The sequence below is a fragment of the Pseudomonadota bacterium genome, assembly GCA_030860485.1.
Lineage (GTDB): Bacteria > Pseudomonadota > Gammaproteobacteria > JACCXJ01 > JACCXJ01 > JACCXJ01.
In genome coordinates, this window is the sequence record JALZID010000360.1 from 1 (window position 1) to 8532 (window position 8532).

Here is an 8532-nt window from a genome sequence, read left to right on the forward strand (position 1 = left end):
GCTATGCTTACGGTCATGCCGAACACGAGGCGGTCGATCGAGTTGAAACGGCTGAACGGACGCAGCTCGAAAAGTGGGAGTCCTCACATGGGACCCCGAGGGAAAAACAAGAAGGGATAATCTGTAAGGTTATTCAAGGGACACTACACTAGGAAGGCAAAGCCCTGTGCATCTACATCCTGGAGCACGATGCAGACGCCGACGCGACCGTGGGCGGCTTCAAGACAGCCGACAGGTTGGTGGGGGCCCTCCACGAATGACCCGCGTAGGCCGGGGGCCTACGCGGGTTTCGCTGCGCTCAACCCAGGCTACGCGCTGACGGCCACTGTCTGCGGACTCCTGACTCTCACCCGCCGTGTCGGCTGCGCAGCACATTCGTCCCGCAATGGATGCCGCCGCTGTGCGTGTGGTAGTACCAGGAATCGACCCACTGCACCTTCATCCCGAGTGATTCCAGCACGAGCTGTGTGAAGAGCTCAAAGATGTCGACGGTTTCCTCCGGGATGTCGATCTTCACCCAGTCGCGGGAGGCGACATTGCCGGCGTTGTCGAAGACGTTCGGGTTGGCGCGCCGGATGCGATCCATTACTTTCTGGATGTCGGCCTCGTACTGGTCCTGGCGCGGATGGGCCTTGCCTGTGTCGCCCTCGCAGAAGTCGCCCCGATAATTCTTGAACTCCTCGAACCCGTCCTTGAAGTAGCCCGCGATGCGGTAGAGATTTTCAGGCTCCGAGACGGGATGGTTGGCCAACGGGTCGTTTGCGTGCAGGAGACGGTAGAGCGAGAGCACCTCGTACTTGGTCGTGGAGACGGCGACCGCCAGCGCGTCGGAGCGGTTCATCTCCTCGTAATCGGCGTCGAAGTCGGTGGGCCAGGCCCCGATGGACGCGCGGTGCACCCGCTCGGCCGAGCGGGTCCAGTGCCAGGTCTGGTCGAGTCCACGCGAGCGAATGTAGTCCGCGTCGGGTTTGAGCTTGACGCCGCCCTGGCGCTCGGCGAATTCCCCCACGAGCGCGATCGCGTCGGCGACGCGCATTCGCGGGCCGTACGGCCGCGGCACGAGCACGTATCGGCCGAGCGTCTGCAGGTTGACGAGGTCGGGGACGATCGCCTTGGTGCCGCTGTGCAGAAAGTCGTCCACCCGATCGAACAGCACCGGAACCGGCCGAACCGGCACGCCGGCGAACTCCTTCGCCAGGACGGTGTCGAGCCGAAACGGCAGTGCCTCTTCACGGTAAGCGTCAGAGTCGTAGTACGGCCGGTACGCGACCTCGTCGGCGTAGCGGAAGTCGTTCGCGAGGAACAGCGCGTCGGCCGCGCGGTTGGTCGAGCGACACATCGCGAGAAGGTCGGCGCAGGAAATGAACGCCGCGTACCGCGCGTCTACGGTGCGGCGCCGACTGAAGACGAGGAACTGCCGATCGTCGTGGAACGCCGCGTGGCCATACGGCTGCGGTTCGGAGCGGTCGACTTTCGTGCCGAGGCCCTGAAGGCCGTATGGACCGTCAGGGCCGAGCAGTGCGGCGTAGGCACTTGGCGGAGGATGCGAATCGGGCGAGCCGGCCGTCGCTTCGTGAATCCACTTCTTCCCCCGGAACAGACGCGTGACGAGTTTCCCTTCCCTCTGATACGCGACGGCCCGAACGAGCATCGTGATCGCGAGCATCGGCGCAGCGCGCAGAACGGCGAAGCCGCCGGTTCCCCTGTCGACGAAGCACGCGATCTCGTCTATGTGACCGACGTCGAGCCAGTTCGTGTAGACCGACGCGATCGGATGCCGGCTGCCGCGCGAGGTGAGGAAATCCTTGAGCGGGTCGGATGAGATTGATCCGGCGATGATCTTGCCGTAAACCGCATCGGCATACGGCGGTGAGACCTCGATGTTGCCGCCGTAGTTGCGCGAGCTGTGGAGATCGCGGATTGCGCGGAAGAAGTTCTGCAAGGCCGACCGGTTGTCGGCGTTGAAGTCGAACTGCTTCGTCCCGTCTTGAGTCTGGATGGTGAACTGGACCGATTCGCGAGTGCGGCCCAGCACTGCGGAGATCTCGTTGATGGCGGTGCGCAGCGCGAGGATCAGGCTCTTCTGCTCCGCCGTGACTTGTCGGTACCCGAGGAGCTGGGCATACGCGTCGTCGATCGCGATGCGCAGGAGATAGAGGTCGGTGAAGTCGCCGCCCGGAAGGCTCGGATTGGCCCGCTTGTCGATCTTGCGGATCAGACTGAACATCAGACTGAGCAGCCGGATCACTCGAACGAGCTGCTTGAAGACCACGAACGACTCCGCCACGCCCAGCTCGAGCGTGTTCAGCCCATCGCTCACCGCGACCTTCAATTGCCAGAAGTCTTTGACTACACCGATGCCGTCGGAGGGGAAATACGCGTCGACGAAGTTGCGGAGGTTCGGCGTCCCCGGGATGAGCGCGGCGTCGTTCACCATGCGCGGCAGGTGAACGATCACCTCCTGCGACCCTTCCCGCGTTGCCGTGTAGCCGAGTTGAAACTGATCCTGCAGCCAGCTATCGCCCAGGTTCACGCTCTGCGGCACGACTGTCAGAGGCACGCCTGCCTGGCGGGCAGCGTCGGCAACGTCGCGCACCGACGGCTGGTTCTCGACGACGTCGCAGATGTAGATCCGCTCCGCCGGCACGTCGTCGCCGACGAGGATGACGTCTGCGGTCAACAGGTCGTTGCCTTTGAAGGATGCCTGTTCGACGAGGACCTGTTTGCTGCCGTCGACGAACCGAAAGAACAGATTCCGCGGGGCATCCTTCGGCAGGAGGGCAGAACCCCAGAAAGTCTGCGCTTCGAGGAAAAACTGGATGCCGCGCGCCTTCGTGTTGTCCTTCTTCGCCTGAACGAGATCGATGACCACCGGCGTCGCGTCCTGCCTCTTGAGCGGGATGCCGCTCTTGTCGAGCACGCGGAAGAGACCGGCGGCGAAGTGGACCTCCAGCGACAGTGCCGCGTGCGCGGCGAATTCGGCCGGTGAGACGTCGACCATGATGGAGTAGATTTGGCCGTCCCGGAGCTTCCGGCTCGGCGCTTCTCGATCGGTCTTCGGATTCTGTCGCAGGTCGTCGGCCGAGACGGTATCGGGCAGGGCGCGACCCGACCGATTGATGTTCGGGATCAGTCGGTAGTGGCCACGCCCTGAAGGCTGCACCTGCTCGACGATGATCTCCATGGACCGCCGCCTCTCGCGCCGTAACGGCAACGCCTACGGGAAGGTCGGCAGCTCGGCGTCCTTCTGCAGGTACACGAGCGTCGTCGGCAGCACCACTTCCCAGGGATCGCCTTCCGGGGTCGCATGGCCGAGATCGTCGGTCTGGTTGCGCAGCTCGTCGGCGAGCGAGATGAAGAGCGGGTCGTTCAGCAGCGGCGCGTCGCCGCCCGACCAAATGGCGCCGTTGTTCTCGAGGAAGTACATGACGGCGTCGTTGTAGGCCGTGTGGACCGGGATCACCACGCGGGCCGACCCCGCCTGTAAAAACCTGGTGAAGACCGGATCGGTGTCGAACGTGGTCACTTTGTGGATCCACTGGTTTTGGCGACCCCAGAAGTACGGGTAGAAAAGATAGGTCATGTTCTCCCACTCGAACGCTTGCTCGAAGAATTGGACCTGCTTGCCTTCCTTCACCGCGTCGAAAATGTCGAAATCCGGCGCGTTGTCCTTCGTCTGCTTCATCGCGTCGAAGGACCCGAATACCCACGTGTCAAGCAGCATCTTGACGCAGGACTTCTTCAGTTCGGTCTTCTCGGTCTCGCGGTTGATCAGCGGGTTTTGGCCGTGGATCACGATGCCCTGCTGCGCCTTCTGGGCCGCGATCTTCTGTTCATAGGTGGCCTGCAGCGCCTGGTATGCCGCAACGATCTTCTCGAACGTCTGGATCTGCCACGTTTCGTATTTCTCCCAGCGGCGGTAGCAGGTGGCGGTGACGTTGACGAAGAATGAATTGACGTCGTAGCAGTTGATCGAGACCGGCACGATGCCGTCATAGGGACCCAGATACACTGAGCCGACGACGGCATCCTGCCGCCGCTTGGCGGCGTTGTTCGTTAGCGCGAACGAGCCGTCGTCATTACCGATCGACAGCCTGATCTGCGGGCCGCCGAGCACGTAGATGGCCGACATGCTGAACCCCAAGTCGCCGATCGTGTAACCGTCAGGCACCACCAGTTCCTTGGACGATTTCGCGAGCGCGGTGCCGTTCTCGATCTTGGCTTCCGACGCCATCGTCGCCGTGACCAACTTGTACTCGGGCGGCGGCGGCGAGCAGCCCTGTACCAGGTAGTCGCGGATGTAGGTCTGGTAGTTCCACTCCCTGATGTCCTTGTGCGTCAGGGTGGCCGATAACGGAACCGGAGGCACGATGTCCTTTTTCGGCTGGTGCGTCTGCGCGTACTCGAGAAACGCGGCAGGCTCCGGGATGATGAACTCGAACATCATCCGTTTGCCATAGTTGTAGATCTGCGCCTCGTAGTACTTATCGACCCAACGGTAGATGCCAGTCACGTGATCGGGTTTGTCCTTGTTGTCGATCCCATGGGTGTTGAGTTCCTCGACCTCGTGCAACGTCTTAGTGACGCGCTCCTCGCGCGTCTTCTTCTGGATGCGCGAGACCGACTTGTCGATCACTTCGCGAGCGAAGTTGGAGGCGCTCTTGCTCGATTCCTGGCTAGACGTGCTGTACGCGAAGTCGCCGTGCGCGCCGAAGGTCACCATGCCATACGAGCCGGACACGGTCACGCCGGCCTGGACGCTCATCTGCTCCTGGATGGTCTTCTCGCTCTCTTTCTTCAGTTCGAAGCGCTCGGTGGTCTGCGTGTCCTTGGTGGTCTCTTCCTCGGTCTCGGTGGCGATGGTGAGGGTTTCTTCGGTGCGGTCGAGCACGCGGTGCTTGCGTTCCTTGTACTCGCCGCGCAGCACGTTTTCGATGTGCGCCACCTCGCCCGCGGCGTACTTCTTCAGCTTCTGCTTGACCACCTTCAGGTCGCCGATGCCGAGCGGCTTGATCGAGCCGCGCACGTTGCCTCCCCCCAGGAAGAGCGGAAACAACACCGAGCTGAGGATACCGCCTTTGAGATGATCCCCGAGGAGCGACAACCCGCGGATTTCTTTCGCCTCTTGCGGCATGAAGGAGAGGAAGCGCGGATCATCGATCGTGGCGAGCGCGCTGTTGAGCCGCTCCAGCCGCGTCGTCAGCGCCCCCACCGTGCCGGGCATGCTGAAGTCGTCCTGCTTGATCCGGAGCTCGGTCAGTACCCTTTTCGTCGCCGGGCGGAGCGCCTCGAAGCTCGCCGGGTTCACGCGCTTCAACGTGTTGACGCGGGTGATCTGGCTCTTCTCCGCGAAACCAGTCATCCGATTAGGCACCTCGACCTGCTCGGTTGTGGTCTTCGCCTCGGTTGTCAGTTTCAGCGCGCGCACTTCCTCCAGCGCACGGTGCGTGTCGACCAGATCGCTCCACAGTCCCTTGTATTGGGCGATCTTCGCTTCGGGCAGCGCTTCGAGCTTTGGCGGTTCGCTCGTCACCTTGGGCTTCGGTAGGCTGGTGAAGAACTTATCGATGACCGGCTTGGCGGAGAGGATCGTCTGCAGCGTCTCGGCGTCCGGAACGGGAAAGTCCTTGGCGAGCAACGCCAGCAGGTGATATACGCGAAGGTTGCGTGTGAGCTGTTCGAGATTCTGCGGCGTGCTAAGACCAAGGATGAGGAACGCATAGTACCGGTCCCATATCTCGTGCAACAGCTGCTGGCTCTCCCGCGCAGAGTAGAACGCCTTCACCGGCTGCCCGAGGACCTTCCCGGCTGCAGCCTGCAGGTGCTGCGTCGACACCTGCTCCGGCGGAATCGCCTTGACTGCCGCCTCGACGTTGAAGAGGCGCGTGTCGCCGCGACTCTGTGGATACTCGAGGTCGTACCTCCGCTCATCGATAAAACGCTTGATCAGTTCCGGGACCTGGCTGCCGTCCTCCGGATCGAAGTGGCTTGCCAGCCTACCGACCGGCGTCTCCTTCGCGGGGCGCGTGTCCGCAATGAATGCTATCTGAGCGTTGCGCTTCTCTGGGGGAGTGGGTGGCCGCAGGGCGACAAACTTGAAGACGTTTGACGGGGGAATGTTGTTCGCCACGGCCATCCTCCTTCGCGATGATGGATATGGTATGATGGATAGGAAATTGAATGGGCTCAGGCGCCCATTTCGGTCGAAATGATGCGCCCGGGTCGGAATGACGTCAAGCGATGAGCAGAAGTATAGGAAATTTAACGCAGCTTTGCAACGTGTATTGTTGCGTCGGACGGGCCGGCCGGTGATTTGGCGGTCCGCGCGGTGGCGGGCAGAGGTCGTTTGGGTTGGCCCTGGCCGGGTTCCGGGGGGCTGTGGGGGACGCAGAGGTGGCAGTCCTTTGCGCGGACGCGAGTCCACCGGTGCCGGTCCAGTCGCCTTGATCGGCGCAGGACGGTGCGGAATGGGAAGGTGCCTACCCGCTCACCGCTGGTCGAACTCATACTCCGGTAGGCGGCTCACTCCGAGCGAACGTATCGCGTTCGCGTGTATCGACGTCCCTCTCCTCTGCCAATCGGGCGGACCTCGGGTGGCGGGGCGATGCGCGGGGGTTGGGTGGGCTCAGCGAGGTGTTCGAGGTCGCTGACTGGAAGCCGCCTAGGTGATGAAGGCGATGATCAGCATCGACGCGCTACCGCGGGGGCAGGAGAGCGGGAAGACTTGATAGATGCGTGCGAGCGGCATGACCCAGAGATAGTCGGCACGGGGACATGGTTGGGCGCTGGCGGGCGCATCGCGCCCTTCGGTCGCCGCTGGGAGAGGCGCGTCATGGACGGGTCCCGCCATCGGGGGCCCTGCGCAGGCGGTCACTGCGGCACGGAGGGGACATGAGGCGCGAGCACGCCGTGATACCGACGGCGATGCCGGCGCAGGGGCGGGACCAAGGCCGCCAGCCGGTCGAGGAGCGCCACCGGTGCGAGGGAGAGCGCCGTTTGTCCGAGCGGCCCTGGTTTGGGGAGTGAGTAGTAAGCCTTATACGGCAAGAACTTACCACTCATCACAATCTTCACCCGATCGCCCCCTTCGGATCCGGCTCGCGCGTCAGGTCCATGTTGAAGTCGATGGCGCTCATGATGCCGTCACCGAATTCTTCGTGGATCAGCGCTTTGAATGTGGTGCCGTAGACATTCACCAACTCATAGAAGCGATAGATCAGCGGGTCGGTCGGGACGGTGGTCGGGAGCGAGCCTTTGTACGGAACGACTTGCAGGAGCTGCACGGCTTCGGCCGACAGCTCGAACATCTTGCCGACGATCTCGGCCTGTTCCCTGGTGAAAGTCATTTGGCCGAGCAGGCCGGCGGTGGTCCACTCTTTGCTCTTGCCGAGGGTCTTGGCGACGTCGGCCCACTTGGTGCCTTTCCTGATCTTGGCGGTGATGATTTGTTCGGTGACGTCTAAGCGGTTCATCCTGCACTCCTTCTCTACTTTCAGGTTAATCCCCCCACCCTAACCCTCCCCCGCTTGCAGGGGAGGGAATGGGAGGGGGCGGTTGGGAAATGGCGGCATGTAGTCAATTTGCCGAACTCCAAACCCGGCTTCACCAGCGGCGGGTGCAGCGGGTCGTAGTCGGCCGGCGGCTGGTCGCGGAACGTCTTGGCGCGGGTGACCAGGAAATCCAATAAGTGACTGCCGGACGGGGGCTTGTGGAAACACCTGATCCTCTATACGGCCTATCCACTTCACTCCACCAATAACAATATGTGGTGGTAATTATGGTTTATGCAGCCCAAGACGTTGTGCTTAGGGGAGCAAAGTGGATAGGCCGTTCCTCTATCGTCATTCGTATCACCGGCGCCTGCGCCGGTATAACCAATACCCGACGCCGACGGTTACCAGTATCCCGACCAAGAGCTGCTCCGCGCGATGGAAGTCATCGACCACGTACTCGACCGCGTCGGCGAACGCAAACCCGAGTCCGGTGACGGTGACGGCCCAGACGATAGTGCTAATCATGTTAAGCCAAAGGAACTTGCGGCTGGAAATGTTGGTCGTGCCGACCACAATGGGACCGACAATGCGCACACCGTACATGAAGCGATTAGTCAGGATGAACAAGGTGTTGTAGCGATTCAGCAGGTCCCTCGCTTTACCAGCGTGAACACCAATGCGAGGAAAGCGATCGAACACCCGATTACCATAGCAGCGCCCTAGCCAGAAATAAAACTGATCACCGAGGAATCCGCCCATGAAGGCGGTCACTGCCACCCACTTGTAACTGAAATATCCCTGGTGGGCGAGTGATCCCGCGAGCACCATGCCGACCTCACCTTCGATGAAGGCCCAAAGAAAAATACCGACGTAACCCGAGGCGATTAGAAGGTGTTGTAGATCGTCAAACACGCTAACGAGGCTCCGCCTCAGACCGACGAGGTGTATGTCGTGGGTCCGGCGTGTGGTGCATAATGGAAGGAGAGGCTCCGGTTCGACGGTGAAGAACTGCACGCAGTTCTTGCCAATGATGTAGGCC

The 8532-nt window shown here is 61.8% G+C and carries 5 protein-coding genes and 2 pseudogenes; all 7 read right to left on the reverse strand.

All coding sequences use genetic code 11. The annotated features are described in order from the left end of the window. Nucleotides 1–346 precede the first annotated feature (346 nt). Nucleotides 347–3184: a protein-arginine deiminase domain-containing protein gene (locus M3461_22420; GenBank protein MDQ3776904.1), complete on the reverse strand. Its 2838-nt coding sequence runs from the start codon at nt 3182–3184 to the stop codon at nt 347–349. Nucleotides 3185–3217: 33 nt separating this feature from the next. Further along, complete coding sequence (locus tag M3461_22425; protein ID MDQ3776905.1) at nt 3218–6130, reverse strand: hypothetical protein; 2913 nt, start codon at nt 6128–6130, stop codon at nt 3218–3220. A 531-nt stretch (nt 6131–6661) separates the two neighbouring features. After that, nucleotides 6662–6850 (reverse strand): hypothetical protein, encoded by a 189-nt coding sequence (locus M3461_22430; GenBank protein MDQ3776906.1) that lies wholly within the window; start codon nt 6848–6850, stop codon nt 6662–6664. Nucleotides 6851–6870: 20 nt separating this feature from the next. After that, entirely contained in the window at nt 6871–6975 is a 105-nt protein-coding gene (locus M3461_22435) for a transposase (GenBank protein ID MDQ3776907.1), read from the reverse strand. A gap of 54 nt (nt 6976–7029) precedes the next feature. After that, nucleotides 7030–7472 (reverse strand): annotated as a pseudogene (gene cynS / locus M3461_22440) (cyanase). A 20-nt stretch (nt 7473–7492) separates the two neighbouring features. Continuing rightward, a pseudogene (locus tag M3461_22445) lies at nt 7493–7693 on the reverse strand (hypothetical protein). Between the two features lie 157 nt (nt 7694–7850). Beyond that, on the reverse strand, nt 7851–8532 hold a 682-nt coding region (locus tag M3461_22450; protein ID MDQ3776908.1), incomplete at its 5' end, for a DedA family protein.